25 protein-coding genes and 2 pseudogenes are annotated in these 26681 nt (G+C 68.1%); 15 read left to right on the plus strand and 12 right to left on the minus strand.

Annotated features, from left to right (window positions below; genetic code table 11):
- Window positions 1-11 precede the first annotated feature (11 nt).
- The 8 genes and pseudogenes from ACQ858_RS05570 (at window position 12) to ACQ858_RS05605 (ending at window position 9194) form a co-directional block, all read left to right on the plus strand.
- On the plus strand, window positions 12-1325 hold the full coding sequence (locus tag ACQ858_RS05570) for an efflux RND transporter periplasmic adaptor subunit (RefSeq protein ID WP_431275766.1): 1314 nt from the start codon (window positions 12-14) through the stop codon (window positions 1323-1325).
- A gap of 18 nt (window positions 1326-1343) precedes the next feature.
- Window positions 1344-2903, plus strand: a complete 1560-nt coding sequence (locus ACQ858_RS05575) for a DHA2 family efflux MFS transporter permease subunit (RefSeq protein ID WP_431275767.1) — start codon at window positions 1344-1346, stop codon at window positions 2901-2903.
- Between the two features lie 275 nt (window positions 2904-3178).
- Entirely contained in the window at window positions 3179-3949 is a 771-nt protein-coding gene (locus tag ACQ858_RS05580; protein WP_431275768.1) for an ABC transporter ATP-binding protein, read from the plus strand.
- Window positions 3949-4660 (plus strand): annotated as a pseudogene (locus tag ACQ858_RS05585) (ABC transporter ATP-binding protein). The gene ACQ858_RS05580 and the pseudogene ACQ858_RS05585 overlap by 1 nt, the downstream one beginning before the upstream one ends.
- A gap of 32 nt (window positions 4661-4692) precedes the next feature.
- A pseudogene (locus ACQ858_RS05590) lies at window positions 4693-5885 on the plus strand (ABC transporter substrate-binding protein).
- 121 nt (window positions 5886-6006) lie between these two features.
- Window positions 6007-7209 (plus strand): ABC transporter substrate-binding protein, encoded by a 1203-nt coding sequence (locus tag ACQ858_RS05595; protein WP_431275769.1) that lies wholly within the window; start codon window positions 6007-6009, stop codon window positions 7207-7209.
- Between the two features lie 10 nt (window positions 7210-7219).
- On the plus strand, window positions 7220-8095 hold the full coding sequence (locus ACQ858_RS05600) for a branched-chain amino acid ABC transporter permease (protein WP_431275770.1): 876 nt from the start codon (window positions 7220-7222) through the stop codon (window positions 8093-8095).
- Window positions 8096-8204: 109 nt separating this feature from the next.
- Window positions 8205-9194: a branched-chain amino acid ABC transporter permease gene (locus tag ACQ858_RS05605; protein ID WP_431275771.1), complete on the plus strand. Its 990-nt coding sequence runs from the start codon at window positions 8205-8207 to the stop codon at window positions 9192-9194.
- 38 nt (window positions 9195-9232) lie between these two features.
- Here ACQ858_RS05605 and ACQ858_RS05610 read toward each other — a convergent pair whose 3' ends face one another.
- Together ACQ858_RS05610 and ACQ858_RS05615 are read right to left on the minus strand one after the other, a co-directional pair.
- On the minus strand, window positions 9233-9874 hold the full coding sequence (locus tag ACQ858_RS05610) for an FABP family protein (RefSeq protein ID WP_431275772.1): 642 nt from the start codon (window positions 9872-9874) through the stop codon (window positions 9233-9235).
- A 37-nt stretch (window positions 9875-9911) separates the two neighbouring features.
- Window positions 9912-10277, minus strand: coding sequence for a hypothetical protein (locus ACQ858_RS05615; RefSeq protein WP_431275773.1), 366 nt, complete (start codon window positions 10275-10277; stop codon window positions 9912-9914).
- Between the two features lie 197 nt (window positions 10278-10474).
- Between ACQ858_RS05615 and ACQ858_RS05620 the strand changes: the two genes are divergently transcribed.
- The 3 genes from ACQ858_RS05620 to ACQ858_RS05630 all read left to right on the plus strand — a co-directional run bounded on the left by ACQ858_RS05620 (window position 10475) and on the right by ACQ858_RS05630 (window position 11612).
- The gene (locus ACQ858_RS05620; protein ID WP_431275774.1) at window positions 10475-10615 is read left to right on the plus strand and encodes a hypothetical protein; all 141 of its coding nucleotides are present in this window, start codon (window positions 10475-10477) and stop codon (window positions 10613-10615) included.
- 96 nt (window positions 10616-10711) lie between these two features.
- On the plus strand, window positions 10712-11164 hold the full coding sequence (locus tag ACQ858_RS05625) for an ester cyclase (RefSeq protein ID WP_431275775.1): 453 nt from the start codon (window positions 10712-10714) through the stop codon (window positions 11162-11164).
- 28 nt (window positions 11165-11192) lie between these two features.
- The gene (locus ACQ858_RS05630; protein WP_431275776.1) at window positions 11193-11612 is read left to right on the plus strand and encodes a hypothetical protein; all 420 of its coding nucleotides are present in this window, start codon (window positions 11193-11195) and stop codon (window positions 11610-11612) included.
- Between the two features lie 36 nt (window positions 11613-11648).
- On the opposite strand, the gene ACQ858_RS05635 is transcribed toward ACQ858_RS05630, so the two are convergent.
- Window positions 11649-13058, minus strand: a complete 1410-nt coding sequence (locus ACQ858_RS05635; protein WP_431275777.1) for an FAD-binding oxidoreductase — start codon at window positions 13056-13058, stop codon at window positions 11649-11651.
- Between the two features lie 90 nt (window positions 13059-13148).
- Here ACQ858_RS05635 and ACQ858_RS05640 point away from each other — a divergent pair, with 90 nt between their 5' ends.
- Complete coding sequence (locus tag ACQ858_RS05640) at window positions 13149-14258, plus strand: LuxR C-terminal-related transcriptional regulator (protein ID WP_431275778.1); 1110 nt, start codon at window positions 13149-13151, stop codon at window positions 14256-14258.
- Window positions 14259-14270: 12 nt separating this feature from the next.
- Here ACQ858_RS05640 and ACQ858_RS05645 read toward each other — a convergent pair whose 3' ends face one another.
- Both ACQ858_RS05645 and ACQ858_RS05650 read right to left on the minus strand, forming a co-directional pair.
- On the minus strand, window positions 14271-15353 hold the full coding sequence (locus ACQ858_RS05645; RefSeq protein ID WP_431275779.1) for a lipocalin-like domain-containing protein: 1083 nt from the start codon (window positions 15351-15353) through the stop codon (window positions 14271-14273).
- Window positions 15354-15360: 7 nt separating this feature from the next.
- Complete coding sequence (locus ACQ858_RS05650; RefSeq protein ID WP_431275780.1) at window positions 15361-17916, minus strand: FtsX-like permease family protein; 2556 nt, start codon at window positions 17914-17916, stop codon at window positions 15361-15363.
- Between the two features lie 173 nt (window positions 17917-18089).
- Between ACQ858_RS05650 and ACQ858_RS05655 the strand changes: the two genes are divergently transcribed.
- Window positions 18090-18428: a hypothetical protein gene (locus ACQ858_RS05655; RefSeq protein ID WP_431275781.1), complete on the plus strand. Its 339-nt coding sequence runs from the start codon at window positions 18090-18092 to the stop codon at window positions 18426-18428.
- Window positions 18429-18435: 7 nt separating this feature from the next.
- Here the strand turns inward: ACQ858_RS05655 and ACQ858_RS05660 are convergent, their stop codons facing one another.
- The 3 genes from ACQ858_RS05660 to ACQ858_RS05670 form a co-directional block, all read right to left on the minus strand.
- On the minus strand, window positions 18436-19689 hold the full coding sequence (locus ACQ858_RS05660) for an RNA polymerase sigma factor (protein WP_431275782.1): 1254 nt from the start codon (window positions 19687-19689) through the stop codon (window positions 18436-18438).
- The gene (locus ACQ858_RS05665) at window positions 19686-20042 is read right to left on the minus strand and encodes a YciI family protein (RefSeq protein WP_431275783.1); all 357 of its coding nucleotides are present in this window, start codon (window positions 20040-20042) and stop codon (window positions 19686-19688) included. Before ACQ858_RS05665 ends, ACQ858_RS05660 begins: the two co-directional genes overlap by 4 nt.
- Before the next feature lie 115 nt (window positions 20043-20157).
- Window positions 20158-20940, minus strand: coding sequence for a zinc ribbon domain-containing protein (locus ACQ858_RS05670; RefSeq protein WP_431275784.1), 783 nt, complete (start codon window positions 20938-20940; stop codon window positions 20158-20160).
- A 73-nt stretch (window positions 20941-21013) separates the two neighbouring features.
- Between ACQ858_RS05670 and ACQ858_RS05675 the strand changes: the two genes are divergently transcribed.
- Together ACQ858_RS05675 and ACQ858_RS05680 are read left to right on the plus strand one after the other, a co-directional pair.
- Window positions 21014-21985: a threo-3-hydroxy-L-aspartate ammonia-lyase gene (locus ACQ858_RS05675; RefSeq protein WP_431275785.1), complete on the plus strand. Its 972-nt coding sequence runs from the start codon at window positions 21014-21016 to the stop codon at window positions 21983-21985.
- Between the two features lie 7 nt (window positions 21986-21992).
- Window positions 21993-22811 carry a YoaK family protein gene (locus tag ACQ858_RS05680; RefSeq protein WP_431275786.1) on the plus strand — a complete coding sequence of 273 codons (819 nt, stop codon included), beginning with the start codon at window positions 21993-21995 and terminating at the stop codon, window positions 22809-22811.
- A 21-nt stretch (window positions 22812-22832) separates the two neighbouring features.
- On the opposite strand, the gene ACQ858_RS05685 is transcribed toward ACQ858_RS05680, so the two are convergent.
- The 4 genes from ACQ858_RS05685 to ACQ858_RS05700 are packed head-to-tail and all read right to left on the minus strand — an operon-like array spanning window position 22833 to window position 26628.
- Window positions 22833-23486, minus strand: coding sequence for an ABC transporter ATP-binding protein (locus ACQ858_RS05685; protein WP_431275787.1), 654 nt, complete (start codon window positions 23484-23486; stop codon window positions 22833-22835).
- Complete coding sequence (gene miaA, locus ACQ858_RS05690) at window positions 23483-24436, minus strand: tRNA (adenosine(37)-N6)-dimethylallyltransferase MiaA (protein WP_431275788.1); 954 nt, start codon at window positions 24434-24436, stop codon at window positions 23483-23485. The genes ACQ858_RS05685 and miaA overlap by 4 nt, the downstream gene beginning before the upstream one ends.
- The gene (locus ACQ858_RS05695; protein WP_431275789.1) at window positions 24426-25679 is read right to left on the minus strand and encodes a multidrug effflux MFS transporter; all 1254 of its coding nucleotides are present in this window, start codon (window positions 25677-25679) and stop codon (window positions 24426-24428) included. The genes miaA and ACQ858_RS05695 overlap by 11 nt, the downstream gene beginning before the upstream one ends.
- A 25-nt stretch (window positions 25680-25704) precedes the next feature.
- Window positions 25705-26628: an alpha/beta hydrolase gene (locus ACQ858_RS05700; RefSeq protein WP_431275790.1), complete on the minus strand. Its 924-nt coding sequence runs from the start codon at window positions 26626-26628 to the stop codon at window positions 25705-25707.
- Between the last annotated feature and the right edge of the window lie 53 nt (window positions 26629-26681).

Genomic DNA, 26681 nt, shown 5'->3' on the forward strand with positions numbered 1-26681 from the left:
AAGACATCGCCATGGAAAACAACAACGCCGCCCACCCCGCCGCTCTGGCTGGAGCCGCAGCAGAAGCACAGGCCCCGAACAACAAGCGCCGCCGCGCACTCACCGCGCTGGCCGCGGCCGTGGTGGTCGTGGGTGCCGTCTGGGGCGGGTATGAATGGCTCGTCGCCAGCCACTACGAGTCGACCGACAACGCCTACGTGCAGGGCAACGTGATCCAGATCACGCCGCAGATCGCGGGCACGGTGATGACGATCATGGCGGACGACACCGACTTCGTGAAGTCGGGCCAGCCGCTGGTGCAGCTCGATCCGTCCGACGCCCGCGTGGCGCTCGACCAGGCCGAGGCCGCGCTGGCCCAGGCGGTGCGCCAGGCCCGCACGCTCTACGTCAACAACGCTTCGCTGGCCGCGCAGGTGTCGCTGCGCCAGGCCGACATCGTGCGTGCGCAGAGCGACATCGCCCGTGCCGAGGACGACCTGAAGCGCCGTCAGGCGCTGTCGGGCAACGGCGCGGTGTCGAAGGAAGAGCTCAACCACTCCGAAACCGCATTGGCCAACGCCAAGAGCGCGCTGGCGGCCGCGCAGGCGAGCGCACTCGCCGCGCGCGAGCAGCTCTCGAGCAACCAGTCGCTCACCGAAGGCACGAGCGTCGAGCAGCACCCGAGCGTGCTGGCCGCCGCCGCCAAGGTGCGCGAGGCTTACCTTGCAACGCAGCGCGTCGGGCTGCCCGCACCGGTCGACGGCTACGTCGCCAAGCGCACCGTGCAGCTCGGCCAGCGCGTCACTGCCGGCACGCCGATGATGTCGATCGTCCCGCTCAACCAGCTCTGGGTCGATGCGAACTTCAAGGAAGTGCAACTGCGCAACATCCGCATCGGCCAGCCGGTGAAGCTCACTGCCGACCTGTACGGCAAGAAGGTCGAGTACACCGGCCACGTGCAGGGCCTCGGCGTCGGCACCGGCGCGGCCTTCGCGCTGCTGCCCGCGCAGAACGCGACCGGCAACTGGATCAAGGTGGTGCAGCGCGTGCCGGTCCGCATCGCGCTCGACGCCGAGCAGCTCAAGGCCAACCCGCTGCGCGTGGGGCTCTCGATGGACGCGGAGATCGACGTGCGCGACAAGGGCGGCAAGATGCTCGCCGACGCACCGCGCGGCGACGCGGCGACGGCGCAGACGCAGGTCTACAGCCAGCTCGAACGCGGCGCCGATGCCGAAGTGGAGCGCATCATCGCCGCGAACATCGGCCGCGATGCCCCGCAGAAGGCGCCCGCCTCGAACGGCGCCAAGCCGGCGACCCCGGTGGCCTCGGCGGCTCAACCCGGTTGATCGACCGAGGTCCGCGCAATGTCGAACGCCGCTGCACCGCAGCCGCTCGCGCCGCTCGAAGGTTCCGCACGCACGTGGGGAACCATCGCGCTGTCGGCCGCGACCTTCATGAACGTGCTCGACACGTCGATCGCGAATGTGTCGCTGCCGGCGATTTCCGGCGATCTGGGCGTGAGCTCCACGCAGGGCACCTGGGTCATCACCAGCTTCGCGGTGGCCAACGCCATCGCGGTGCCGCTCACGGGCTGGCTCACGCAGCGCTTCGGACAGGTGCGCCTGTTCATGGCGAGCGTGCTGCTGTTCATCATCAGTTCGTGGCTGTGCGGCCTCGCGCCCAACATGACGATGCTGATCGCCTTCCGCGCGCTGCAGGGCTTCGTCGCCGGGCCGATGATCCCGCTGTCGCAGACGCTGCTGCTGTCGAGCTATCCGCGCGCCAAGGCGGGACTCGCGATGGCGATGTGGTCCATGACCACGCTGGTGGCACCGGTGATGGGCCCGCTGCTCGGTGGCTGGATCACCGACAACATCTCGTGGCCGTGGATTTTCTACATCAACATCCCGGTGGGTCTTCTTGCGGCAGGCATCACCTGGGCCATCTACCACAAGCGTGAAAGCGCGACGCGCAAGGTGCCGATCGACGGCATCGGGCTGGCGCTGCTCGTCCTGTGGGTAGGTTCGCTCCAGCTCATGCTCGACAAGGGAAAGGAGCTCGACTGGTTCCACTCGGCCCAGATCGTGACGCTCGCCGCCGTGGCAGTGGTGGGCTTCGCCTTCTTCCTGGTCTGGGAACTCACCGACAAGCACCCCGTGGTCGACCTGTCGCTCTTCAAGCGCCGCAACTTCTGGTCCGGCGCGCTCGCAACCGCAGTGGCCTACGGGCTCTTCTTCGGCAACGTGGTGATCCTGCCGCTGTGGCTGCAGCAGTACATGGGCTACACCGCCACGCAGGCGGGGATGATCATGGCGCCGGTGGGCCTCTTGGCGATCTTCTTCTCGCCGGTGGTGGGCATGACGGTGGGGAGGGTCGATCCGCGGCGCTACGCGACCTTCTCGTTCCTGGTCTTCGCGCTGGTGCTGTGGATGCGCTCCAACTTCAACACCCAGGCGGACTTCTGGACGATCATGATTCCGACCGTCATCCAGGGCGTGGCGATGGCGTTTTTCTTCATCCCGCTGGTGACGATCACGCTGTCGGGCCTCACGCCGGACCGCATCCCGGCCGCGTCGGGCCTGTCGAATTTCCTGCGCATCACGGCGGGTGCCATCGGCACCTCGACCGCGACCACGCTCTGGGAGAACAGGGCAACGCTGCATCACGCGCAGTTGGTCGAAGCGATCAACCAGGGCAGTTCGGCCGCGAGCGGCGCGATGGCCAATCTGGGCGGTGCCGGCTTCAGCGCTGAGCAGGTGCTGGGGCAGATCAATCGCCTGGTCGACCAGCAAGCCTTCATGCTCGCGTCGAGCGACGTGTTCTACGGCTCGGCCATCCTGTTCCTGCTGCTGATTCCGTTGGTGTGGCTGGCGAAGCCGGCGCGCGGGGGCGGCTCGTCCGATGCCGCTGCTGGTGCACACTGATTCGGCGCATCCGACCATACAGGGCCGCTCAATGCGGCCCTTTTTCGTGGAACACCGCGGGGCCGGCTTCGCCGGGCCGCCGGTGTTGCCCCCGGAAGGGGTTGGCGAAGCGACACGAAGTGCGCGCAGCCTGGGGGCGAGCCCAGCTAGGCATTTGCCCCAGTAGGCAGGTTTGTTACGCCTGCGAACAATGCGTTCCGCACGGCCATGGTGGCGTGCACAAACATGGAACGCATGACCGACTATTTCCGCCAGCTCAAGGGCGCAATCGCGAGATGACCGACATCATTCTCGAAACGCGCAAGCTCACCAAGGAATTCAAGGGCTTCACCGCAGTCAGCAAGGTCGATCTGTCGGTCGTTCGCGGATCGATCCATGCCTTGATCGGCCCCAACGGCGCGGGCAAGACGACCTGCTTCAACCTGCTGACCAAGTTCCTGGAGCCGACCTCGGGCGCGATCCTGTTCAACGGCACGGACATCACCCGCGAGCGGCCGGCGCAGATCGCGCGCCGCGGGATCATCCGCTCGTTCCAGATCTCCGCGGTGTTCCCGCACCTGACCCTGCTCGAGAACGTGCGCCTCGGATTGCAGCGCGCGCTCGGCACCTCCTACCACTTCTGGAAGAGCGAGAAGTCGCTGACGCCGCTCAACGCACGGGCCCGGGAGCTGCTCGCGCAGGTCGGCCTGGAAGACCTTGCCGATGAACTCACGGTGAATCTGCCCTACGGCCGCAAGCGAGCGCTCGAAATCGCAACCACGCTCGCGATGGAGCCTGAACTCATGCTGCTCGACGAACCCACGCAGGGCATGGGCCACGAAGACGTGCATCGCGTTGCCGAGCTCATCAAGCGTGTGTCGGCGGGCCGCACCATCCTGATGGTCGAGCACAACATGAGCGTGGTCTCGACCATCGCCGACAAGATCACGGTGCTGCAACGTGGTGCGGTGCTCGCCGAAGGGCCGTATGCCGAGGTCTCCCGCAATCCGCAGGTGATGGAAGCCTACATGGGCACCACCGAAGGCCAGTTGCAGGGGGCCCACTGATGTCGGTTCCAGCACTCGAAATCAGCGGCCTGCAGGCCTGGTACGGCGAGTCGCACGTGCTGCACGGCGTCGACATGGTGGTGCAACCCGGCGAGGTCGTCACCTTGCTGGGGCGCAACGGGGCAGGACGCACCACGACCATGCGCGCGATCCTTGGCCTGACCGGTGCGCGCAAGGGCAGCATCAAGGTCAATGGCCACGAGACGATCCACCTGTCCACGCACCGCATCGCGCACTACGGCATCGGCTACTGCCCGGAGGAGCGCGGCATCTTCGCGAGCCTCTCGTGCGAAGAGAACCTGCTGCTTCCGCCACCGCTGAAGGGCGGCGACAAGGGCATGTCGGTCGACGAGATCTACAAGATGTTCCCGAACCTCGCCGAGCGCAGGCACAGCCAGGGCACGCGCCTGTCGGGCGGCGAACAGCAGATGCTGGCGGTGGGGCGCATCCTGCGCACCGGCGCCAAGCTGCTTCTGCTCGACGAAATCTCCGAAGGGCTGGCGCCGGTCATCGTGCAGGCGCTGGCGCGGATGATCCACACGCTGCGCGGCAAGGGCTACACCGTGGTGATGGTGGAGCAGAACTTCCCGCTTCGCCGCGCCGCTCGCCGACCGGTTCTACGTGATGGAGCACGGCCGCATGGTCGAGGCGTTCAGCGCGGCCGAGCTCGACGCCAAGATGCCGGTGCTCAACGAGCTGCTGGGCGTCTGATCCCGAACCTTTCTGACTGGATGGAGCCCATCATGAAGACTTCTCTCTCCGCACTCTCGATCGCTGTGGCGGCACTGGCCCTGGCATCGGGCGCCCAAGCACAGGAAAAAGTGAAGATCGGTTTCGTGACCGACATGTCGAGCCTCTACGCCGATGTCGAGGGCAAGAACGGCGCGCTCGCGATCCAGATGGCGATCGACGACTTCGGCGGCAAGGTGCTCGGTCAGCCGATCGAGCTCGTCACCGCCGACCACCAGAACAAGGCCGACATCGCCGCATCGAAGGCGCGCGAATGGATCGACACCGACGGCGTGACGATGGTCTTCGGCGGCACCAACTCCGGCACCGCGCTGGCCACCGCCAAGGTCGCGCAGGAGAAGAAGCGCGTGTACTTCAACAACGGCGCCGCCACTTCCGCACTGACCAACGAGCAGTGCAGCCCCTACACCGTGCACTACGCGTACGACACCGTCGCGCTCGCCAAGGGGACCGGCGGTGCGGTGGTCGACCGCGGCGGCAAGAGCTGGTTCTTCCTGACCGCTGATTACGCCTTCGGCCATGCGCTCGAAGCCGACACCAGCGCCGTGGTCAAGGCGAAGGGCGGCACGGTGGTCGGCGCGGTGCGGCATCCGCTCAATGCGTCGGACTTCTCGTCGTTCCTGCTGCAGGCGCAGAACTCCAAGGCGCAGATCCTCGGCCTCGCGAATGCGGGCGGCGACACGATCAACGCGATCAAGGCCGCGAAGGAATTCGGGATCGGCAAGAACATGAAGCTCGCCGGCCTGCTGATCTTCCTGAGCGACATCCACAGCCTGGGCCTGAAGAACACCGAAGGCCTGCTGCACACCACGAGCTGGTATTGGGACCTCAACGACCAGACGCGCGCCTTCGGCAAGAAGTTCTTCGAGAAGACCAAGCGCATGCCCACCGACATCCAGGCCGCCGACTACTCGGCCACGATGACCTACCTGAAGGCGGTGCAGGCCGCCAAGAGCACGGATGCCGACAAGGTGATGGCGGAGCTCAGGAAGATGCCGATCGACGACTTCTACGCCAAGGGCCGGATCCGCGCCGATGGCCGCTTCGTGCACGACATGTACCTCGTCGAAGTCAAGACGCCCGCCGAATCGAAGCAGCCGTGGGATTACCTGAAGGTCATCACCAAGCTGCCCGGCGACCAGTCTTCACGGCCAAGGCCGATTCGAAGTGCGCCCTCTGGAAATGAAGCTCGTCCCCAGGCTGCGCGCACTTCGTGTCGCTTCGCCAACCCCCGACCGGGGGCGGGCCGGCCGCTTCGGGCGGCCGGGCGCGGCGGCCCTCTCGATTTTTTCGTCTCCTTTCAACCCATGATGAATATGAACAAGACCCTCGCACTTTCCGCCGTCTCTCTCGCCATCGCGCTCGCGGCAGGCGCCGCGCAGGCCGAGGACAAAGTCAAGATCGGCTTCATCACCGACATGTCGAGCCTCTACGCGGACGTCGAGGGCAAGAACGGCGCGACCGCCATCCAGATGGCGATCGACGATTTCGGCGGCAAGGTCAACGGCATGCCGATCGAGCTCGTGACGGCCGACCACCAGAACAAGGCGGACATCGCCGCCTCGAAGGCGCGCGAGTGGATCGACACCGAGAACCTGACGATGCTCTTCGGCGGCACCAACTCCGGCACCGGCCTCGCGATGGCGAAGGTCGCGCAGGAGAAGAAGCGCGTCTTCATGGTCAACGGCGCCGGCACCTCGGCGCTCACCAACGAGCAGTGCAGCCCCTACACGGTGCACTACGCTTACGACACCGTCGCGCTCGCCAAGGGCACCGGCGGTGCGGTCGTCGCCAACGGCGGCAAGAGCTGGTTCTTCCTCACGGCTGACTACGCTTTCGGCGCAGCGCTCGAAGCCGACACGGCCAAGGTCGTGAAGGAAAAGGGCGGCACGGTGGTCGGCAGCGTCAAGCATCCGCTCAATGCGTCGGACTTCTCGTCCTTCCTGCTGCAGGCGCAGAACTCCAAGGCGCAGATCCTCGGCCTCGCGAATGCGGGCGGCGACACGATCAACGCGATCAAGGCCGCCAAGGAATTCGGCATCAACAAGACCATGAAGATGGCCGGCCTGCTGGTCTTCATCACCGACATCCACAGCCTGGGCCTGAAGAACACCGAAGGCCTGCTGCTCACCACGAGCTGGGACTGGAACCTGAACGACCAGACGCGCGCCTTCGGCAAGAAGTTCTTCGAGAAGACCAAGCGCATGCCCACCGACATCCAGGCCGCCGACTACTCGGCCACGATGACCTACCTGAAGGCGGTGCAGGCCGCCAAGAGCACGGATGCCGACAAGGTGATGGCCGCGCTCAAGTCCACGCCGGTCAACGACTTCTATGCCAAGGGCACCATCCGCGCCGATGGCCGCTTCGTGCACGACATGTACCTCGTGCAGGTGAAGTCGCCGGCCGAATCGAGCCAGCCGTGGGACTACTACAAGGTCGTCGCCAAGCTGCCGGGTGAAGAGGTCTTCACCACGAAGGCCGAGAGCAAATGTGCACTGTGGAAGTAATCGCCAGCCCATGAGCATTTCTCTTCCTGCCCTGTTGAGCCAGCTCCTGCTGGGGCTGGTCAACGGGTCGTTCTACGCCATCCTGAGCCTCGGGCTCGCGGTCATCTTCGGCCTGCTCAACGTCATCAACTTCGCGCACGGCGCGCTGTTCATGCTGGGCGCGGTGTCGACCTGGATGGCGATGAACTACTTCAACGTCAACTACTGGGTGATGTTGATCGTCGCGCCGGTGCTCGTCGGTTTGTTCGGCATCGTCATTGAGCGGCTGCTGCTGCGGTGGATCTACAAGCTCGACCATCTCTACGGCCTGCTGCTCACGCTGGGGCTCACGCTGCTGATCGAAGGTGTGTTCCGTTCCATCTACGGCGTCTCGGGCTTGCCTTACGACACGCCCGACGTCCTCGCGAGCGCGACCGACCTCGGCTTCATGATCCTGCCCAACTACCGCGCGTGGGTCGTTGTCGCCTCGCTCGTGGTGTGCTTCGCGACCTGGTTCATGATCGAGAAGACCCGTATCGGCGCCTACCTGCGCGCCGGCACCGAGAACCCGCGGCTCGTCGAGGCCTTCGGCGTCAACGTGCCGCTGATGATCACGCTCACCTACGGCTTCGGCGTCGCGCTCGCCGCCTTCGCCGGCGTGCTCGCCGCGCCGGTGATCCAGGTGTCGCCGCTCATGGGCCAGAACCTCATCATCGTGGTGTTCGCGGTGGTGGTGATCGGCGGCATGGGCTCGATCATGGGCGCGATCCTCACCGGCCTCGGCCTCGGCGTCATCGAAGGGCTGACCAAGGTGTTCTACCCGGAGGCCTCGTCCACCGTCGTGTTCGTGATCATGGTGATCGTCCTCCTGATCCGTCCCGCCGGCCTGTTCGGAAAAGAAAGATGAAGCTCGCCCCCAGGCTGCGCGCACTTCGTGTCGCTTCGCCAACCCCCGACCGGGGGCAGGCCGGCCGCTTCGGGCGGCCGTGCGCGGCGGCCTCCACGCACAGAGCCACATGCAAAAAATAACCCCTCTCGTCTATGCGCTGCTCCTGCTGGCGCTGATCGTTGCGCCGTTCGCCGGCGCCTACCCGGTGTTCGTCATGAAGCTGATGTGCTTCGCGCTGTTCGCCTCGGCCTTCAACCTGCTGCTCGGCTACACGGGACTGCTGTCCTTCGGCCACGCGGCCTTCCTCGGCGGCTCCGCCTACATCGCCGGCCAGGCGATGAAGGTGTGGGGCGTGACGCCCGAGGTCGGCCTCATCCTCGGCACGCTCACCGGTGCGCTGCTGGGCTGGATCTTTGGTGTGCTCGCCATCCGTCGGCAGGGCATCTACTTCGCGATGATCACGCTGGCGCTCGCGCAGATGGTGTTTTTCGTCGCGCTGCAGGCCAAGTTCACCGGCGGCGAGGACGGCCTGCAGGGTGTGCCGCGCGGCAAGCTCTTCGGTGTCGTCGACCTGCAGAGCGACCTCACGATGTACTACGTCACGCTGGTCATCGTCGTCGCGGCCTTCCTGCTCATCGTGCGGACCATCCATTCGCCGTTCGGCCAGGTGCTCAAGGGCATCAAGGAAAACGAGCCGCGCGCGATTTCGCTGGGCTATGACGTGAGCCGCTTCAAGCTGCTTGCGTTCGTGATCTCGGCGGCGCTCTCGGGCCTCGCGGGTTCGCTCAAGACGCTGGTCCTGGGCTTCGCGACGCTGTCGGATGTGCACTGGAGTGCGTCGGGCCAGGTCATCCTCATGACACTGGTCGGCGGCCTCGGCACGCTCTCCGGGCCGCTCGTTGGCTCGGCGGTGGTGGTGCTGCTCGAGAACAAGATCGGCGAACTCGGCCACTTGCTGGCGCGCATCACGACCGTCGAATGGTTCGACACGCTCGGCGAGTCGGTCACGATCGTGACGGGCCTGATCTTCGTGATCTGCGTGCTCGCCTTCCGGCGCGGCGTGATGGGCGAGATCATCGCGTTCATGGATCGCAGGCGCGGGATGGCCAAGGGGTGACGACGACGCCGCCACTCTGGCCGCTGTAAACGTGGGAACTACCGCATCGCAGCCGAGGCCAGCGGATTCGGCGACGGCTCGCCTACCTTCGCCAGCGTGTTCTTGTCGGTGTGGTGGAAGGGCTCGGCCTGCCCGCGGATCTGCAGCACCGTGTCCTGCCGGTAGGTCCACGTGCCGTCGGCGTTGAACTCGACTTCAATGCGCCAATCGGTGGTGGTGAAGGCGTGCTCGAGGAACGGGTTGGACACGATGCCGTGGGTCAGGCTGCCGCGCACGGCACTGAGCTCGAAGCGATCCGCATCGGCGGTCGCATGGCCGGTCGCCATCGCGATCTGGCCGCGCGGAATCGCGAGCGTATGCAGCACCGTGCCGGTCGCGGGCTCCCAGAGCCAGTAGCCGACCTGGTCGTGGTACATCTTGGTGAGCCCCGGCTTGTGGATGAAGGTGTGATAGCGCAGCCCGTAGAAGACCTGCGGGCCGTTGGTCTGCGGGTCGATGGGCTGCAGCTCGTAGTGCTCGACGTAGACCTGCGTCTTCGGGCCTTGCGCCTTGGGCTTGACGTCCACGCCCTTTTCTCCGCGCCACAGCCCCGCCATGCGGCGCAGCGGGCCCAGATTGGCGAGCGTGTCGGCGTCGAGGTCGGAGGGCTCGGTGTAGATGTCTTCGGGGAAATCGGACATGGATGTGCGTGGGAGTTGTGGCCCGACGATCCTACCCTCAGGCGTGGCCAGTCGCGCCGCGCCGCGAGCGCTTCTCCGGCGTTCCTCGCCCTTCGCGCTCCTCTCGCGCCTCCCGGGCATCGCTTGCCTCGGCCAGCGCCTGCCGCACCAGCGCCTGCGCGGCCCAGGCGCTCACTGCCAGCGACTGCTCGGTGTCGGTGCCCGCCACGTCGTGCAGGGAGAGCGCGGCCTCGGTGCCCATGGTCAGCGCCAGCGCGGCTGCCAGCCGCTTGCGCGCGGCGGACGGCAACTGGTCCTTCAGCGCCTCGACGATCGGCGCGATGTATTGCATGCGGCGGGCCGGGCGCGGCGGTCGCGCCTGCGGCGCGTTGTCCAGCCACGCCGACATGAACGAGCGTTCCACCACGTGCAGGCCGACCTCGTCGCCGAGCAGCAGCCCGTTGAGCGTGCGCGCCGCGCGGCCGATGGCCTCGACCGGATCATCTTCCCCGGTCGGAACAGGGTCTGAAGCGGCTGCACCGCGTGCTCGAACATCGCGTCGCTGATCAGTTCCTCCACTGAAGAGTAGTAGCGGTACGCGGTCGCACGCGACACCATGGCGTGGGCGGCCACCTCGGCAAAGCTGGGCGTGCGGCCACCTTCGCACAGCGCGAGCGCCGCCTCGATGAGCGCGCGCCGCGTGCGTCGCTTTTGATTGGCGCGGCCTTCGCCGTCGGCGGCATCACGCAGTTGCGCGCTTGACGATTTGGTATTCATGGCAAATAATGAAACACATGTCTCATGACAACTCTGATGTCTCATTATAGTTTCTTCAACCCGCAAGAAAGAGGAGTCCCCATGAACGCAATGACCAAAGAACAGTTCGATCGCATGATCGATCGCCACTTCCGCTTCGAGGCGGAGAACGATGTCGATGGTGTGCTCAGCACCATGGTCGACGACGTCGAGCACGACGTGGTCGGCTCGCCCACCGGGCCGCTGAACGGCCAGCAGGCGGCGCGCGGCTTCTACGATGCGCTGTTCGCCGACCTGTCCGGCGAAAAAGTGACCACGCTGCGGCGCTATTACGGGCCGGACTTCGTCGTCGACGAGAGCCTGTGGGAGGGCACCGCGCCCGGAACGCCTTTCGGCATTCCGGGTGATGGCCGGCGGATCGCCTTCCGGCTGCTGCACGTGTTCGACATGGCGCCCGACGGCAAGATCAAGCGCGAGAACGTGTGGCTCGACCTCGCCGCGATCCTGCAGCAGCTGCAGACCCAGCAGGCTCCGCAAGCCGAGGCGGTGGCCTGAGCGGCCGCCTTCAGACAAGGAGAACAAGATGACAGACAACGCTCGCAGCCGCGCGTGGTTCCGTGTGGCCGTCGTCTATTTCGTCGTTGCCGTCGCACTGGGCATCGTGATGGGCGCCTCCGGCGACCACACGTTGATGGCCGTGCACGCGCACATCAACCTGCTTGGCTGGGTGACCATGGCCCTGTTCGGCCTGATCGGCCTGGCCTACCCGGCCATCACCGAGGGCCGCGCGGCCGCATGGCAGTTCTGGCTGCACAACACCGGTGTGCCGGTGATGCTGGTCGCGCTGACGGCCCGGCTCAAGGGGGTGGAGGCCGCCGAGCCTGTGATCGGCATCGCATCGGTGGTCGTCGGCATCGGCGTCGTGCTGTTTGCCTGGCTGGTGCTCACGCGCATGGCCGAGCCACGATCTGCAGCGGCCTCGGCGAAGCTGCGCGCTTCGTGAAGGGTCGCCCAGAAGTGCAAAGCCTCTGGCCGTTGATCAGGCGAGCGCGCGTTGGCGCCCGATCGCAGGATCGATGTTCTGGTTCATCCGGAAGAGATTGGTCGGGTCGTACCGGCGCTTGGCGGCTACCAGGCGTTCCCAGGTATCCGGCCCATAGGCCTCGCGCGTGCGTTCCGCGCCTTCCTCGGTGAGGTGGTTCACATAGCTGCCGCCCGCCGACCACGGGCGCAGCCCGGCCCACGCATCGCGGCACCACTGGCGGTGTTCTTCCGCGTTCGCGTCGGCGGGTTCCCAGGCTGCCGCCACCGTGAGGATGTGGCGCACGTTGCGAAAGCGGAATGCGGTCGCCGATGGGTCCACGCGCGCGGTGGCGCCGCCCATGTGCCGCACCAGGACCTGCGACAGCGGAGATGTGCGTGCCGCCGCCGCCTTGGCCAGTGCGCGCAGGGCGCCGCTCTCCAGCGGGTTGAGCCACTCCGAGCGGCAGTGATAGTGCAGTCCATGCGGCACGCCCGCGTCGAACCACTGCTGGATGGCCGTGTACGGCTGGATGCCGAACGTGTCCACGGCCGGATTGCCGAAATCGCGCACGGCCTGCAGCACTCCTTGGCCTTCTTCGACCGGCCCCACGTAGCAGCCCGCGATCGCGACAACCGGCTGGAAGTGCAGCGACGGTGGCACGAAGGGCGCCGGGGGTGCGCTCACCAGCGCCGTCATCAGCGAGAGTTCGTCGGGCGCTGCGCGTGTGAGCTGCTCATAGTGCGCGAGCACCTCCAGTGCCTGCTCGGCCGGGTACATCACGAAGCCGGCGTACAAGGGCGCGACGGAATGCAGGCGGAAGCTGAACTTCGTGACCACGCCGAAATTGCCGCCCCCTCCGCGCAGGGCCCAGAACAGCTCGGTGTTTTGCTGCTCGTTGGCCACGGTGATCGAACCGTCGGCCAGTACGACTTCGGCTTCGATGAGGTTGTCGCAGGCCAGGCCGTACTTGCGCGAGAGCCAGCCCAGGCCGCCGCCCAGCGTCAGTCCGGCCACGCCGGTGTGGGAGATCTCGCCGCCGGGCGACGCCAGGCCATCCGCCTGCGTCGCCGCGTCGTACTCCCGCAGCAGCAGCCCGGGCTCGGCAGTCGCGATTCGGCGCCGCACGTCGACGTGCACGGCTTTCATCGGCGAAAGATCGATCATGAGCCCGCCATCGCAGACGGACCAGCCTGGAATGCTGTGGCCGCCGCCCTTGATGGCCAGCAGCAGGTCGTGGTGGGCGGCGAACCGCACGGCCGATGCGACTTCATGCGCACTGCGGCAGCGCACGATGAAAGCCGGGCGGCGGTCGATCGCGCCATTCCAGAGAGCGCGCGCCTGGTCATACCCGGCATCCCCGGGTCGGAGCACCTCGCCCAGGAGGCTGGAGGTGCGTGAGGCAATGGAGGTGATGTGTGTGTTCATGGGCGTGGATGATCCGCAGCCCCACGCCCCCGCACCATCCCTGAATTCCGGTGTTTTGCGCGGCAACAGCTTGCCGCCACAATGACCCGCATGGCAAAGAGAGCCCGCTCATTCGAGCTTGCGCAACGGCACGTGTTCGACGCCTGCAGGCAGGCGTCCACGCCCGCCGGGCTGTTCAATGCCGTGCAGCATGCGTTGCAGCCGCACTTGCCCGCGGACCGCTGGTGCGCGATGACCTTGGACCCGGCCACGTCGCTGCCGACCGGCGGTGTGCACGAGCATGGCTTCAGTCCTGCGGGTGGGCAGCGCCTGCTCTCCCTGGAGTTCGGCGGACCCGAGGATGTGAACAAGCTGACCGAGCTTGCCCGCGGCAAGACCGCCGTCAACACGCTGTCGACGGCGACACGGGGCCACGTCGAGTCCAGTGTGCGCTTTCGGGAAGTCCTTGCGCCGGAGGGGTTGCGGCACGAGTTGCGCGCCGTCTTCCGCGATCCGCATGGCCCCTGGGCCGCGATGGTCCTGCTGCGGAGCGCGGACCGCGAGGACTTCGGCGCGAACGATGTCGAATTGCTCGCGGCCATCAACGAACCGCTCACGCGCGCGTTGCGCCGCTTGCTGCTGCTGGCCGAGATCCATGCGCACGCGGACCCGGGGGCGCCCGCGCTCATCCTGCTGGAGCGGGCCAATCAGACGGACGCACTCCAGGTGAGGCACGCCAGCGCGGGCGCGCGTCACTGGATCGATCAGATCGACGACAGCACCGCCGGACCGCTGCCCTATGCACTGTATTCACTCGCGATGAATGCGACCCGCGACGGCCACGCCGTGACGCGCATCCGCACGCGGGCAGGCCGCTGGCTCACGGCGCATGCGGAGGCGACCACGCCATCGGCGGACGAGATCTCCCTGATCCTGCAGCCCAGCCGGCCGCATGAGATCGCGCAAGTGCTGACGGGCGCCTATGGACTCACGGTGCGCGAGGCGGAGGTTGCGCGCCTGGTCGCCGCGGGCTGCGGCAACGAGGAGATCGCGAAGCTGCTGTTCGTCAGCCGCTACACGGTGGAGGACCACCTGAAAAAATGCTTCGACAAGCTGGGTGTGCGAAGCCGTAGCGAACTCGTGTCGCGGCTGTTCTTCGACCAATACGTCCCGCGGACCAAGGCCGACATCTCGCTCGACGGAACCGGGTGGTTTCTCTAGACGCCGTCAACATCACATGCGCAGCGCCTGCACATATCCGGTGAGTTCAAGATACCCGCGCCCGACAGTCCGCCCCTGCGCGTCGCGCAGATCACTCAATCCCTCCCAGTACACCGCGCCGGTCGAACCCCGGCTGTCGAGCTCCTGATCGTCGAGCAGCGGATGCACGCTGAACGTGCCGATGGGCGTGCGGATGCGCAGCCGCGCCGGATAGTCGGCGCGCGTGCGCGGGCTGACCCATCGGCCTTCGGGCGTGAACTGGAGTTCGTCGGGACCGAAGACGCGCATGCGCCCGTCGGCGCTGCGCATCGACCCGCCGGCCCACAGGGTCGAGCCGTCGCGGTGGCGGATGCGGAAGGCCATCAGTGCACTGCCGTCGAAGAGGTTCATGCCGATCCAGTCCCAGCCCGAAGCCTCGGGATGCAGGTAGGCCTCGCTCCATTCGTGATCGAGCCACGCGGTGCCTCGCACGTCGAAGCCGTGGCCCTGCACGGTGAGCCGGCCCTCGGTCGCGAGTTGCGGTTCGCTGTAGTAGTAGCTCGCCTGTTCGGGCTGCGGCCCTTTGCGCGAGAGTCCGGCGCTGCCCTGCAGCATCACCGCCTGCGTGGGCGTGAAACGCAAGTCGAGCGCAAAGCCTTCGGCCGGCAGCCGCGCCAGATAGCTCTTGCCCTGGCGCCGCAGCGTCCAGTTGCGCAGGCGCACGTCGGTGTCTTCTTCCGAGGCGGAGGCCACGCCGAAGCCGGCGCGCGCGATGCGCTGGTCGTGCCAGAGCTTGCGGCCTTCGAGATCGGTGATCGCCGCATGCGCAAAGATCAGCTGGCGCGCGGCGAATTCCGATCGCATGTCCTGCGTTTCGGCGACGCGCGAACGGAAGAAGGTGAGCTGGAATCCGAATTCGCGCGCGCCGGAGCGCGCATGGCCGGTGATGTACCACCACTCGGTGTTCAGATCGGGGTGGCTGCCGAAGTCGCGCGGAAAGCGCATCTCTCGCGGCGGCAGCGCCCAGGCGGCCATGGGCGCTGCGAGCGCGCAGAGCATCAGCGAGCGTCGCGACAAGCGCGGGAGTGCGGGTGCGTGCATGCCGACGATTCTCATCAGTGGCTCACCAGTCTTCCTTGACAGCCATCACCGCGTCGTGGCCGGCCGCCGCACGCCCCGCGAGCCACGCGGTGAGCGTGCCTGCTGCGAGCACCGCAGCACATAGCGCGAAGAGGCGCACCCATGGCACCAGCAGGTCCATCGTCCAGTGGAAGCTTTGCGGATTGACGACGTGCACGAGCACCACCGACACCGCGAGCCCGAGCACCAGGCCGGCGATCGCGCCGATGGCGGTCCATGCCGCGCCTTCGCCCGCGACAACCGCCAGCACCTGCCTTCGCGTGAAGCCGAGGTGCGCCAGGAGACCGAACTCCTTGCGGCGCGCGAGCACCTGCGCGCTGAAGCTCGCCGCGATGCCGAACAGGCCGATGCCGATCGCGACTGCCTGAAGCCAGTAGGTGACCGCGAAGCTGCGGTCGAAGATGCGCAGCGAGGTGGCGCGGATCTGGCCGACCGATGCGATTTCGATAGGCTCGGCCGGGCCCAGCCGCTGCGCCGCAATGTCGCGCACTGCCTGCGTCTCCGTCGACACATCCGCGCCGGGCGTGAGCCAGAGCGCGACGTCGCTGACGCTGCGGTCGCCGGTCAGGCGCTCGAAGTCGCGTGCGTCGATCGTGACCGCGCCGAACTGCCGCACGTAGTCGCGCCACACGCCGGCGACGAAGAAGACGGGCGGCTGTGCGGAAGACGTTGAAGTGAATGCGCGCGACAGCGGCTCGAACACGGCGCCCGGCCGTGCGCCGTAGAGCTCGACCATCGCCTCGCTCACGTAGACGCCGATCTGGCCCGCGGGCACCGGCAGCGCCGCGCCGAGCAGGGGCAGCGAGCGGTCGGCGCCGTCGTCGAGGCTGCGGGCGATCAGTGTGACCGGGGGCCGGGACGGGTCGAGCAGCAAGGCGCGCGTGCGCAGCGTGCCGATGCGTGTCACGCCGGGGATCTGCGCAAAGGCCTGCACGGTTGCCGGCGTGAACGAGGCCTGCTCGCTCGTGGAACTGCCGCCGCTCGCGCTGCGCACATAGAGATCGGCCGGCAGCACCACATCGAGCCAGCGCGTGACCGAATCGCGGAAGCTGGCCACCATCACCGTGAGCGCGACCGCAAGGCTCAGGCTCGCCACCACGCCGCTGACGGCGACCGCCGCGGTGCCGCGCATCCGTCGCGCCCGTTCGATCGCGAGCAGCGGCAGCACGCGCCGCGAGAAGAGCGGTGCGATCCGGTCGTAGAGCAACGCGATGAGCCACGGCAGCGCCGTGATGCCGCCCACCAGCAGCAAGCCGACTGAGAGATACGCGGCGATCGGAATGCCGAACACAGCGGGCGCCGCGGCGAGCGCGACGCCGGCCGCGATCAGCACCAGCGCGATGCGATGCGCCCCGCGCTGCGCATGCGTCGTGCCCAGGCCTTTGAGGGTCAGCGCCTCGGGCAGCGCCTGCGCCGCGCGCGCCGGCCACCAGCCGCCGACCAGCGCAGCGAGCACGCCGAGCGCACCGTAGAGCAGGGCGGCGCCCCAGCTCCAGCGCAGCGTCGGTGCGACGCCCTCGAAATAGCCGCCGCCGAGATCGCCGCCGAGCACTTTCAGCGCGAACACGGCGAGCGCCGTCCCGAGCGCGATGCCGGCCGCGCTGCCGATCAGGCCCAGCACCAGCGATTCGGCCAGCACCAGCTTCAGCCGCTCGCGTGGCGTGAGGCCCAGCACGCCGAGCAGCGCGAATTGCTGCGCGCGCTTCGCCACGCTGAGCGCGAGGACCGAGAAGACCAGGAAGGCCCCGGTGAACAGCGCCACCAGCGCGAGCACGGTGAGGTTGACGCGGTACGCGCGCGAGAGATTGCTCACGCGCTCCGCCGCGTCGCCGGGCTCCGCGATCTGGATGCCTTGCGGCCAGCCGGGCGATTCGCGCAATGCGCGCATGAAAGCGGCGCGATCGGTGCCGGGAGCAAGCCGCAGATCGATGCGCGTGAGCTGGCCGCCGCGATTGAAAAGGTCCTGCGCCGCGCCGATGTCCATCACCGCGAGCGCCGCGCCGCCGGCGGCCACCTGGCCGGCGACTTTCAACGTCAGCCACTGACCGCCGACGCGCAATTGGACGGTTGCAGCCGTCTCGCCGAGCGCCTTGCGCGCGGCGGCGTTGAGGAACACATTGCCGGGCCGCAGCAGCGAAAGGCGTTCGCCGCCTTCGGCCGGCTTCGGCATCAGCGCCGGTGCGATCGAAGGCAGCACCAGCGGGTCGACGCCCACCGCGCGGATCGGAATCTGGCGGCCCCCGGCCAGCGAGACCGTCGGCACTTCGAGCACGGGGCTTGCCAGCGACACCATCGGATGCGCCGCCACCTTCGCGAAGACGCCTTCGTCGAAGCTGCCCTGCACCGCGCGCAGTTCGAGATCGGGCTGGCCATTGACCGAGCGCACCGCGCTCGAGAACTCGTCGAGCGCCGAGGCGTTGATGAGCTGGACCGAAAAGGCCAGCGCCACGCCGAGCATCACCGCGACAACCGCCGCCGCGTTGCGCCACGGGTGGTGGCGCAGTTCCTGCAAGGAGAAGGTGGAAAGCAGCGCCCACATGCGAAGCATTCTGCCCCGGCGTCGAATGGTTGTTTTGACGCGACAAAAGTCACGCGGCTCGTTTGATTATGGAACGTCTAGGACTTTTGCCGTATTGCGCTACGGGGTGCAGCGGGCCTATCTTTCGACCACGATCAAAGTGTTTTGACTCAACAACTTACGGTGGACATTTCATGTTGACCTCTGTGCTTGTCCTGATCGCTGCCTTTGCGCTGCGGGAGCTCTATCTGGCGCACTGGCTGGGCCGATCGATCTGTATCAAGAAGCAACGGAAAGGCTGGATGGCCATCGAGGTCCGCCGTCGGGTCGCCATGGAGCGGCTCCCGAGCAGCGTGTCCGACTACCCGGTGCCGCGCGAGGAGCGAATCCTCGTCAATCGTCTCGCGGGGGTGGTGCTCTGGCATCGCGAAGTCAGCGTGGGCCTGCCGCTCAGCACCTGCGAGCACCTCCAGGAGGTGACCGCCCAGGAGTTCGATCGCGCGTTTCCGGCCTGGCTTCGGAGCGCGGGCTGATCGCCGCTCACAGCCGGCCGGAAGCAGCCATCAGGTAGGCCCGGATCGCGGGGCTGGTGCTCAGGCCGGCCGCGCGTGCGTATGCTTCGCGTGCTCCGGCCACGTTTCCTGTCTCGCCCAGCAGATGCGCGCGTGCCGCCCAGTAGGGCTGGTAGTTCGCGATCTGCGCCGGCGTGAAGGCGTCGAGCGCGCGCAGCCCTTCGGCCGGACCGGCGGCGTTCGCCAGCGCGCAGGCGCGGCTCACCCGCGCGCCCAGTCCCGGCCGCAGCGCCAGGAGACCGTCGTACAGCGCCACGAGCGCATCGGGCGGCACGTCGGCGCCCAGGCGCCGCGCGCAGTGCGCCGACTGGATCGCGGCCTCCATCTGAAAGGCCCCCGGATTGTTCAGGGCCGCGGCGGCGTGCAGGGCGTGCTCGGCCTGCGCGCGAAGCGTGCGGTTCCACAGCGCGGTGTCCTGTTCGTCGAGCGGCACGTAGTCGCCGGCATCGCTGCGGCGGGCGGCGGCGCGGCTTTCGCAGAACAGCATCAGCGCCAGAAGCCCCCAGGGCTCGGGCTCACGCGGCATCAGCTCGCAGAGGATGCGGCCCAGCTCGATGGCTTCGGACGTCAGGCCGCGCTGTTTGGCATCCGCACCATCGACGTCGTCCCATCCCGTGCCGTAGGCGGCGTAGATGCCGTCGAGCACGTCCTGCAGGCGCTGCGGCAGATCCTGCGCGCGCGGAAACTCGAAGGGGATGCCTGCGGACCGGATGCGCGCCTTGGCGCGCACCAGGCGCTGTCCGAGCGTGGCCGGCGCGGTCAGGAAGGCGCCGGCCATGCGGGCCGCGTCGAGGCCGAGCACCGTCTGCAGCATCAGCGGCGCGCGAGCGGCCTCGTCGATGGCCGGATGCGCGCACACGAAGAGCAGGCGCAGGCGATCGTCGGGCACGGCCTCGGCGCCGCCCGCGTCCGCAGCGACCTGATCGGCCAGCAGGAGAAGGGTCTGCGCCGCCTCGTCCCGCACCCGGCTGTGCCGCCACGCATCGAGCGTGCGGTGGCGCGCGACGCTGAGCAGCCGGGCCTCGGGCCGGTCCGGCACGCCATCGACCGGCCAGCGCTCGAGCGCACGCGCGAAGGCATCGGCGAGCGCGTCTTCGGATGCCGCGATATCGCGCGTGCGCGCCGAAAGAATGGCGACCAGACGGCCGTACGACTGGCGGGCCGCCTTTTCGGCGGCCCTTTCGGCCGCGGTCCTTGCGTTGTTCCGCGCGGTGTCCGTCACATCGCGGACGTGGTGAAGACCGGGCGCACCTCCACCCCGCCGGTGCTCGCGCAAGGGGCGCGCGCGGCCCACTCGAGCGCGGTGTCGAGGTCGGCGACGTCGATCACGAAGTAGCCGCCGAGCTGCTCCTTGGTGTCGGCGAAGGGGCCGTCCTGCACCTGCCGCTTGTCGCCGCGGATGCGCAGCGTGGTGCCGGTCATCGGCGGATGGAGGCCGTGGCCGTTGAGCGCGACGCCGGACTTGCGGATCGCACCCACGTAGTCCATCCAGCTGGCGCGGTAGGCCTGGCTGGAGATCTCGTCGCGCTCCAGGAACTCCGATTCCGGCTGGTAGAACATGAGCATGTATTGCATGGAAACCTCGCAAAAAGATGTGCCGAGCAGGATCGCTCACTGCAATGACGGCGCGCAAGTCGGCATTTCGACAGCAGGCGCCGAAGAATGCGAGGAAGCCTGGGCCGGAGGCGCTTCAGCGCTCCCGGGCCGAAGGGGTCGAGTAGTCGTACCGCGGGCCCGGTCCGATCGCGATCGGCGGCCCCGGGTCGCCGCTGGGCATGACCGCCGTGACCGGCGCGCGCACTTCCGGCCGCGCCTCGTAGCGTGGGCCGGGCCCGACGGCGATGGGCGGGCCGGGATCGCCAGCGACGCGCGTGGTGGAGGGGCGTGTCCAGCTGTATTGAGGGCCTGGCCCCGGCACGATCGGCGGGCCCGGGTCCGGCTGCGAGGCGGGGCGGGGGGCGACCACCGGGTACTCGATCGGCATCGAACGGTCGAGGTCGCGCGTATCGCGGCGCGTGCGCGGTATCGCGGCGGTGCGCGTCGGCGCGGAACGGGGAGCCGCCGGGGTCCGATCCGCCGTGAGGGCCGCTTCCCGCACGGGCGGGGCAGCCGGACCGGGCACAGGCGTCGGGACGGGCACGGACACGTGGACCGGTTCTTGCGCTCGGGTTGCCGGCGCAGGAGGGATCCAGGGCGCGGGCCGGCCGAGGAATACGTAGATGCACCAAGCGACGAAAGCAAGGATCATCGTGAGGCCGACCAGCCCGAGGTGCAGCCAGAACGAGGTGGATGACGCTTCCGGCCGCGATGCGGCGATCGGCCGATCGCGTTCGAGGGCCTGCATCGCGGGCATCCGTGCCGGAATGCCGCCCGCCGGGGCAAGGCCCGGGAGCCGCCCTGCGCAGCCGATGCAGAATTTCGCGTTCGCGCGGTTCGGCGTTCCGCAGTTCCCACAAATGAGAGGATTGGACATCCGGTAAAAATTGCACGCTCGAACCCTGCTGTCTGTCAGTCGTGTCCGACAGCGCTGTCCCCAAGAGGCCGAAATGCACGCACTCCCCACCTACGACGATGTCATCGCCGCCGCCGGCCGAATCCATGGCCATGCCCACCGGACACCGGTGCTGCGCTCACGTACCGCCGATGCGCGCTGGGGTGCGCAGTTCTTCTTCAAGTGCGAGAACTTCCAGCGCATGGGCGCCTTCAAGTTCCGCGGCGCGTTCAATGCCCTGTCGAAGTTCGACGCCGCGCAGCGCAAGGCCGGCGTGATCGCGTTTTCGTCGGGCAACCATGCGCAGGCGGTGGCGCTCGCCGCGAACATCCTCGGCATGCCGGCGGTCATCGTGATGCCCAACGACGCGCCGGCGGCCAAGCTCGCGGCCACGCGCGGCTACGGCGCCGAGGTGGTGCAGTACGACCGCTTCACGGAAGACCGCGAGGCGCTCACGCGCAAGCTTGCGCAGGAGCGCGGCATGACGCTCGTGCCGCCCTACGACCATCCTGACGTGATCGCGGGGCAGGGCACGGCAGCGAAGGAGCTGATCGAGGACGCGGGGCCGCTCGACGTGCTCTACGTCTGCCTCGGCGGCGGCGGCCTGACCAGCGGCTCGGCGCTTTCGGCGCGCGCACTGTCGCCCCAATGCACGATCTACGGCGTCGAGCCCGAGGCCGGCAACGACGGCCAGCGCTCGTTGCGCGAGGGCCGCATCGTTCACATCGACACGCCGAAAACCATCGCCGACGGCGCTCAGACGCAGCATCTGGGGGAATACACCTTCGGCATCATTCGACGCGACGTCAATGACATCGTCACGGTGAGCGATGCGCAACTGGTCGAGGCGATGCGCTTCTTTGCCGAGCGGATGAAGATGGTGGTCGAGCCCACGGGGTGCCTGGCTTTCGCGGGGGCCTGTGCGGCGGGCGAGGCGATCCGCGGCAGGCGCGTCGGCGTGATCGTCAGCGGTGGCAATGTCGACCTGGGGCGCTTTGCTGCGCTGCTCGGCGGCGCAGGCGTCTGAGACGAACGTGCGCAGGCTTCGATTCCTCACCATCCGGCACCGGTCGCCTTCGACGAACCGGATGCTCGGCCTGTTGCTGGCCTTCAATGCGGGCGCGGTCAATGCGGGCGGCTTCCTCGTGCTGCACACCTACACCTCGCACATGACCGGCTTCACCTCCCAGCTCGCGGACGGGCTCGTGCTCGGGCAGGTCCGGATGCTGCTCAATGCGCTGGGCGCGATCCTGTTCTTCGTCGCGGGCGCCGCGGTGTGCGCGATGCTGGTCAACTGGGGGCGCCAGCACCGGCTGCATAGCGTGTATGCGCTGCCGCTGCTGCTCGAGGCGCTGCTCATGTTCCCGTTCGGGCTGATGGGTGCGGTCACGCTCACCTGGTCGACGCCTTTCGCGGTGCCGCTCACGGTGCTGCTGCTGTCGTTCATCATGGGCCTGCAGAACGCCGTGGCCTCCAAGACCTCGGGCGGCAGCACGCGCACCACGCACATGACCGGCAACATCACCGACCTCGGGATGGAGCTCGGCAAGATGCTCTACTGGAATCGCCGCAAGGCGCACGGCGCGGTGCTGGTTCGCCATGACCGCTCGCGGCTCAAGCTCGCGGGCGGCCTGATCGGCATGTTCGTGCTCGGCGGGGTGGCGGGCGCGGTTGGCTTCAAGTTCATCGGCTTCGTCTGCGTGGTGCCGCTTGCGGCGCTGCTGATGGCGCTGTCGGTGCCGCCGCTGGTCCGGGACGCGCCGAGATCCGTGGCCCTGATCCGGATGATCGGGCGCCTGGGCTGGCGCGCTCGGCCTGCACGCGACGGCGGGGGCGCCGGATTGGACGATTGAGCCCGCCCGCGGCGCGCGCTCTCAGCGCACGCCGTCGGCGCTCAGATGCAGCACCCGGTCGGCGCGCGCCGCCGCAGCTTCCGAATGCGTGACCAGGATCAGCGACGCGCCGTGCTCGCGTGTCTGCGCGAGCAGCACTTCGAGCACGCGCGCGGCGGTGGTCGGGTCGAGATTGCCGGTCGGCTCGTCCGCGAGCAGCAGCGACGGCCGGTGCACCAGTGCACGTGCGATCGCAACGCGCTGCAACTGGCCGCCGCTGAGCTGCTGCGGCAGACGATCGCCGAGCCCGGCCAGGCCCACCGCGTCGAGCATCCGTGCCACGCGCTCATCGGCCGCCGCGCCGCGTTCTCCGAGCAGCATCAGCGGCAGCGCGACGTTCTGCGACACGTCGAGGTGCGGCAGCACATGGAAGGCCTGGAACACGAAGCCGACATGCCGGCGCCGCCAGATCGCGCGCGCCTCCGCATCGAGCGAACCGATGTCGACACCATCGTGCACCACGCTGCCGGCGTCCCAGTGGTCGAGGCCGGCCATGCAGTTGAGGAGCGTCGATTTCCCCACCCCCGATTCGCCGACGATCGCCACGAATTCGCCGCTTGCGACTTCGAGCGAGACGTGCTCGAACACCGGCACCTCGCCGTAGTGCTTTGCGAGCTCCGTAATGCGCAGCGTCATGCGATCCGCGCCGCCTGTTGCACCACCTGCACGATCGCATCCGGCGCCTCGGCCGCGATGACGTGCCGCTCGCGCATGCTGCGCAGCCAGGTGATCTGCCGCTTGGCGAGCTGGCGCGTGGCGGCAATGCCGCGCTCGCGAAGGTCGGCCATCGGCCAGTCGCCGTCCAGCGCCTCCCAGGCCTGCCGGTAGCCGACGCAGCGCATCGAGGGCAGGTCGGCGTTGAGGTCGCCGCGTGCGCGCAGGGCCTGCACCTCGGCGATAAAGCCCGAGGCCAGCATCGCATCGAAGCGCATCGCGATGCGTTCATGCAGCCATGCGCGTTCGGTGGGCTCGAGCGAGATCAGCGCCGCGGGCGGCCATCCGCTTGCGAGCGCACCGGTGTTGCCGGCCGCATGGAAGCTCGACAGCGGCTGCCCGCTGGTGTGCCACACCTCCAGCGCACGCTGGATGCGCTGGCTGTCGTTGGGCGCGAGCCGCGCGGCGGTGACCGGATCGACTTCGGCGAGCCGTGCATGCATCGCGGGCCAGCCCAGCACGGCGGCTTCGGCGTCGAGTCGCTTGCGGACGTCGGGGTCGGCGGCCGGCATCGCGTCGATGCCTTCGGCGAGCGCCTTGAAGTAGAGCATCGTGCCGCCCACCAGCAGCGGCAGCCGGCCGCGCGCCGTGATCTCCGCGATGAGCCGTCGTGCATCCTGAACGAAGGCGGCGGCGCTGTAGGCGTCGCGCGGGTCGATGATGTCGATCAGGTGATGCGGCACCTCGGCGCGCTCCTGCGCCGTCGGCTTGGCGGTGCCGATGTCCATGCCGCGATAGACCAGCGCCGAATCGACGCTGACGATCTCGACCGGCCGGACGCGCGCGACGGCCAGCGCTGCCGCGGTCTTGCCCGATGCGGTCGGTCCTGCGAGCGCCACGTAACGCGGCATGGCGCTGCCGTCAGTGGCCATGCGCCTCTCCATGCTTGCGCACCAGCGTCCAGGCCACGAGCGCGATGCAGACGCTCCAGAACCACATGCCGAGCGTCAGCGGCATCACGGTGCCGTCCATGCGCGCACCGAGCCAGCCGCCGATGCCGAAGGCGGCCAGCATCATGATGAAGCCGTTGAGCGCCGATGCCGCGCCCGCCGCCCGGGGAAAGGGACCGACCGCGCCTGTCTGTCCGCACGGCTGGTGCACGCCGTGCGCGAGCATCGTGAGCGTGAGCGGCCCCACGATCGCGGCGACCGACTGCACGCCCGCCAGCGAGAGAACGCCCATCGCGGTGCCGCCTGCCAGCGTGAGAACGCCGGCCCGCGACACGCTGCCGCGAACGCCATGACGCACGAGCCAGCGGCGGCAGATGAAGGTGCCCGCGATGTAGGCCACGGAGTTCCACAGCATCACGAGCCCGTACTGCGTCTTGCTGAGACCGAGCACCTGGATGAAGACGAAGGAGGACGAAGCCAGGAAGGTGAAGAGCAGCCCGTAGGCAGCGGTCGTGAGCGCGCTGAAGGCCATAAAGGTCGGGTTGCGCAGCACCATCGTCCAGGTCCCGGCCAGCGTCGCGAAGCGCAGCGCGTCCGGGTTGCGGGCCGGCAGCGTCTCGTTGAAGCGAAATGCGATCAGCGCCAGCGTGGCCGCGCCGAACAGGGTCGGTACCAGCAGCGCGAAGCGCCAGCCGAAGAGATCGGAGACCAGCCCGCCCGTCGGCGCGCAGAGGCAGGCGATGACGCCCAGGCCGGTCAGTGCGCGCGACATGACGCGGGCGCCTTCGGCCGGCTGATAGAGGTCGCGCACGATCGCGCGTGCCGCCATCACGGCCGCGCCCATTGCCGCGCCCTGCAGCGTGCGCCACACGATCAGCACTTCGATGGAAGGCGCGACCGCGCCGCCGATGCTCGTGATCACGTAGCCGGCCAGCCCCCACAGCAGCACCGGGCGCCGGCCGAAGCGATCCGACAGCGGCCCGAAGACGAGCTGCGAACTGCCGAAGGCCAGCAGCAGCGCGCTCAGCGTGAGCTGCGCATGCGCCATCTGCGCGCCGAGGCTCGCAGTCAGCGCGGGAAGTGCGGGCAGGTAGAGATCGGTCGTGACCGGCTGGATGCCCAGCAGCAGCGCGAGCGCGAGCACGACCAGGCCGGCCGGCATGCCGGCGATGCGGACGGAGGTCTTGGAGGAAGGGGAGAGGGCCTGTACGGCGGGGGGCGGCATGCGCCCAAGGGTAACAAAGCCCGCGTCAGAGCGAAGGCGTGGACGCGCTGTGCGCGACGGTGGGTTGGCTTGCCGCCATGTCCGTGGGCGGTTCCAGCGGCGGCTCGTGCATGCGGAAGAGCTGGGTGAGGGCCGACCGGTACTGCGCCTGCCCGATCGAATTGAGGTTGTGGTGCGATCCGCCTTCGACCAGCACGAACATTTTCGGCACCGTCGCGGCGTCGTAGAGCTTGCGACCGAGGGTCGGGTTGATCAGGCTGTCGGCAGTGCCATGCACCACGAGCAGCGGGGCGTCGATGTCCTTCACCTTGCTGATCGCCTCGAAGCGCTGCGTGATGAAGGGCCCGAAGGGCAGCCATCCCCACTTGAAGCTGCTGACCACGTCGGCGATCGAGGTGAAGGTGCTCTCGACGATGATGCCGCTCTCGTCGTGCACGCGCGATGCGAGGTCGATGCCGATCGCGCCGCCGAGCGAGTGGCCGAAGATGTAGCGCGGTTGCTTGGGATGATGCGCGGCGAGCCACTTCCAGGCCTCGAGCGCGTCCTCGCGCGCCGAATCTTCCGAAGGCAAGCCCTTGGAGCTCTTGCCGAAACCGCGGTAGTCGATCGCAAGCACCGAGAAACCCAGCTCGTTCATCCGCCGCATCCGCGGCGACGAGCCGGCCACGTTGTAGCGCGCACCATGCAGGTAGAGCATGACCGGCTGGTCCGGCGACTCCGGCGCGCGGCCGAGCCACAGCCCGTGCAGCTTCACCGGCTCGTCGGTGAGCGAGGACTTGAACTCGATCCAGACGTCGTCCATGCCCTTGCTGCTGGCCTCCGAGTTGCCCCAGCTGCGGTCGCTGGGCTGGAAGATCCATTCGCGCTGACGCTCGTCGAGCGTCGAGCAGCCGGCTGCCAGCAGGGCAACCAGGGCGGTAGCGGATGCGTACAGGGACCAGGTTTTCATGAACGTCGAAGGATTGGCGTTTTGCCCGGAAAGTTCAACGAAAGACCTCATGC

The organism is Variovorax ureilyticus (genome assembly GCF_050632185.1).
Taxonomy (GTDB): Bacteria; Pseudomonadota; Gammaproteobacteria; order Burkholderiales; family Burkholderiaceae_C; genus Variovorax; species Variovorax ureilyticus_A.

What these genes read in the sequence shown, in the direction of transcription:
- ACQ858_RS05655 (WP_431275781.1), top strand. Translation starts at nt 18,090, where the DNA reads ATGTTGACCTCTGTGCTTGTCCTGATCGCTGCCTTTGCGCTGCGGGAG.
- ACQ858_RS05665 (WP_431275783.1), bottom strand. Translation starts at nt 20,042, where the DNA reads ATGCAATACATGCTCATGTTCTACCAGCCGGAATCGGAGTTCCTGGAG.
- ACQ858_RS05570 (WP_431275766.1), top strand. Translation starts at nt 12, where the DNA reads ATGGAAAACAACAACGCCGCCCACCCCGCCGCTCTGGCTGGAGCCGCA.
- ACQ858_RS05630 (WP_431275776.1), top strand. Translation starts at nt 11,193, where the DNA reads ATGACAGACAACGCTCGCAGCCGCGCGTGGTTCCGTGTGGCCGTCGTC.
- miaA (WP_431275788.1), bottom strand. Translation starts at nt 24,436, where the DNA reads ATGGCCACTGACGGCAGCGCCATGCCGCGTTACGTGGCGCTCGCAGGA.
- ACQ858_RS05650 (WP_431275780.1), bottom strand. Translation starts at nt 17,916, where the DNA reads ATGTGGGCGCTGCTTTCCACCTTCTCCTTGCAGGAACTGCGCCACCAC.
- ACQ858_RS05695 (WP_431275789.1), bottom strand. Translation starts at nt 25,679, where the DNA reads ATGCCGCCCCCCGCCGTACAGGCCCTCTCCCCTTCCTCCAAGACCTCC.
- ACQ858_RS05685 (WP_431275787.1), bottom strand. Translation starts at nt 23,486, where the DNA reads ATGACGCTGCGCATTACGGAGCTCGCAAAGCACTACGGCGAGGTGCCG.
- ACQ858_RS05635 (WP_431275777.1), bottom strand. Translation starts at nt 13,058, where the DNA reads ATGAACACACACATCACCTCCATTGCCTCACGCACCTCCAGCCTCCTG.
- ACQ858_RS05575 (WP_431275767.1), top strand. Translation starts at nt 1,344, where the DNA reads ATGTCGAACGCCGCTGCACCGCAGCCGCTCGCGCCGCTCGAAGGTTCC.
- ACQ858_RS05645 (WP_431275779.1), bottom strand. Translation starts at nt 15,353, where the DNA reads ATGAGAATCGTCGGCATGCACGCACCCGCACTCCCGCGCTTGTCGCGA.
- ACQ858_RS05580 (WP_431275768.1), top strand. Translation starts at nt 3,179, where the DNA reads ATGACCGACATCATTCTCGAAACGCGCAAGCTCACCAAGGAATTCAAG.
- ACQ858_RS05675 (WP_431275785.1), top strand. Translation starts at nt 21,014, where the DNA reads ATGCACGCACTCCCCACCTACGACGATGTCATCGCCGCCGCCGGCCGA.
- ACQ858_RS05605 (WP_431275771.1), top strand. Translation starts at nt 8,205, where the DNA reads ATGCAAAAAATAACCCCTCTCGTCTATGCGCTGCTCCTGCTGGCGCTG.
- ACQ858_RS05670 (WP_431275784.1), bottom strand. Translation starts at nt 20,940, where the DNA reads ATGTCCAATCCTCTCATTTGTGGGAACTGCGGAACGCCGAACCGCGCG.
- ACQ858_RS05595 (WP_431275769.1), top strand. Translation starts at nt 6,007, where the DNA reads ATGATGAATATGAACAAGACCCTCGCACTTTCCGCCGTCTCTCTCGCC.
- ACQ858_RS05625 (WP_431275775.1), top strand. Translation starts at nt 10,712, where the DNA reads ATGAACGCAATGACCAAAGAACAGTTCGATCGCATGATCGATCGCCAC.
- ACQ858_RS05600 (WP_431275770.1), top strand. Translation starts at nt 7,220, where the DNA reads ATGAGCATTTCTCTTCCTGCCCTGTTGAGCCAGCTCCTGCTGGGGCTG.
- ACQ858_RS05610 (WP_431275772.1), bottom strand. Translation starts at nt 9,874, where the DNA reads ATGTCCGATTTCCCCGAAGACATCTACACCGAGCCCTCCGACCTCGAC.
- ACQ858_RS05700 (WP_431275790.1), bottom strand. Translation starts at nt 26,628, where the DNA reads ATGAAAACCTGGTCCCTGTACGCATCCGCTACCGCCCTGGTTGCCCTG.
- ACQ858_RS05640 (WP_431275778.1), top strand. Translation starts at nt 13,149, where the DNA reads ATGGCAAAGAGAGCCCGCTCATTCGAGCTTGCGCAACGGCACGTGTTC.